We start from the raw sequence: 426 nt of genomic DNA, 5'->3' as shown, positions 1-426 counted from the left end.
CTCATATACTGAAATAAGCCATTGAAACCAAGTCATTTTTTATAATATTATAGTATTTTTCTGAAAATATAAAGCCCTGACAGGCTGACATAGCCCAAATTGAAGGTTGAAAATCCCCATTTACATTGATTTTCCGTAAAAAATAAGGTATATTATAGTTATAACCTATGAGAAAGAAATGCAGAACGGAGGAAACTTTGAAAAAGCCGTCTTTGTTTCTTATGTTTTTTATAGCTCTTGTCATTTGCGCCTGTGAAAATCCGTGGATGTCGGAAATCATTGACTCAAAAACCGTAACTTTTAACAGCAACGGCGGAACTCCTGTGCCAAGCCAAACATTGTTTAAAGGCGATCACGTACGAAGACCTATGGATCCGACAAAAAACGGCTTTAATTTTGCAGGCTGGTATACAGACAATGAAACAT

General features: G+C 35.9%; 1 protein-coding gene. It reads left to right on the top strand.

Annotated elements, in window-relative coordinates:
- Positions 1–167 precede the first annotated feature (167 nt).
- On the top strand, positions 168–426 hold a 259-nt coding region (locus ACYVTD_RS17085; protein ID WP_461248840.1), incomplete at its 3' end, for an InlB B-repeat-containing protein.

The organism is Treponema sp. R6D11, assembly GCF_054786075.1.
This window is presented reverse-complemented; position numbering and strand designations above follow the sequence as displayed.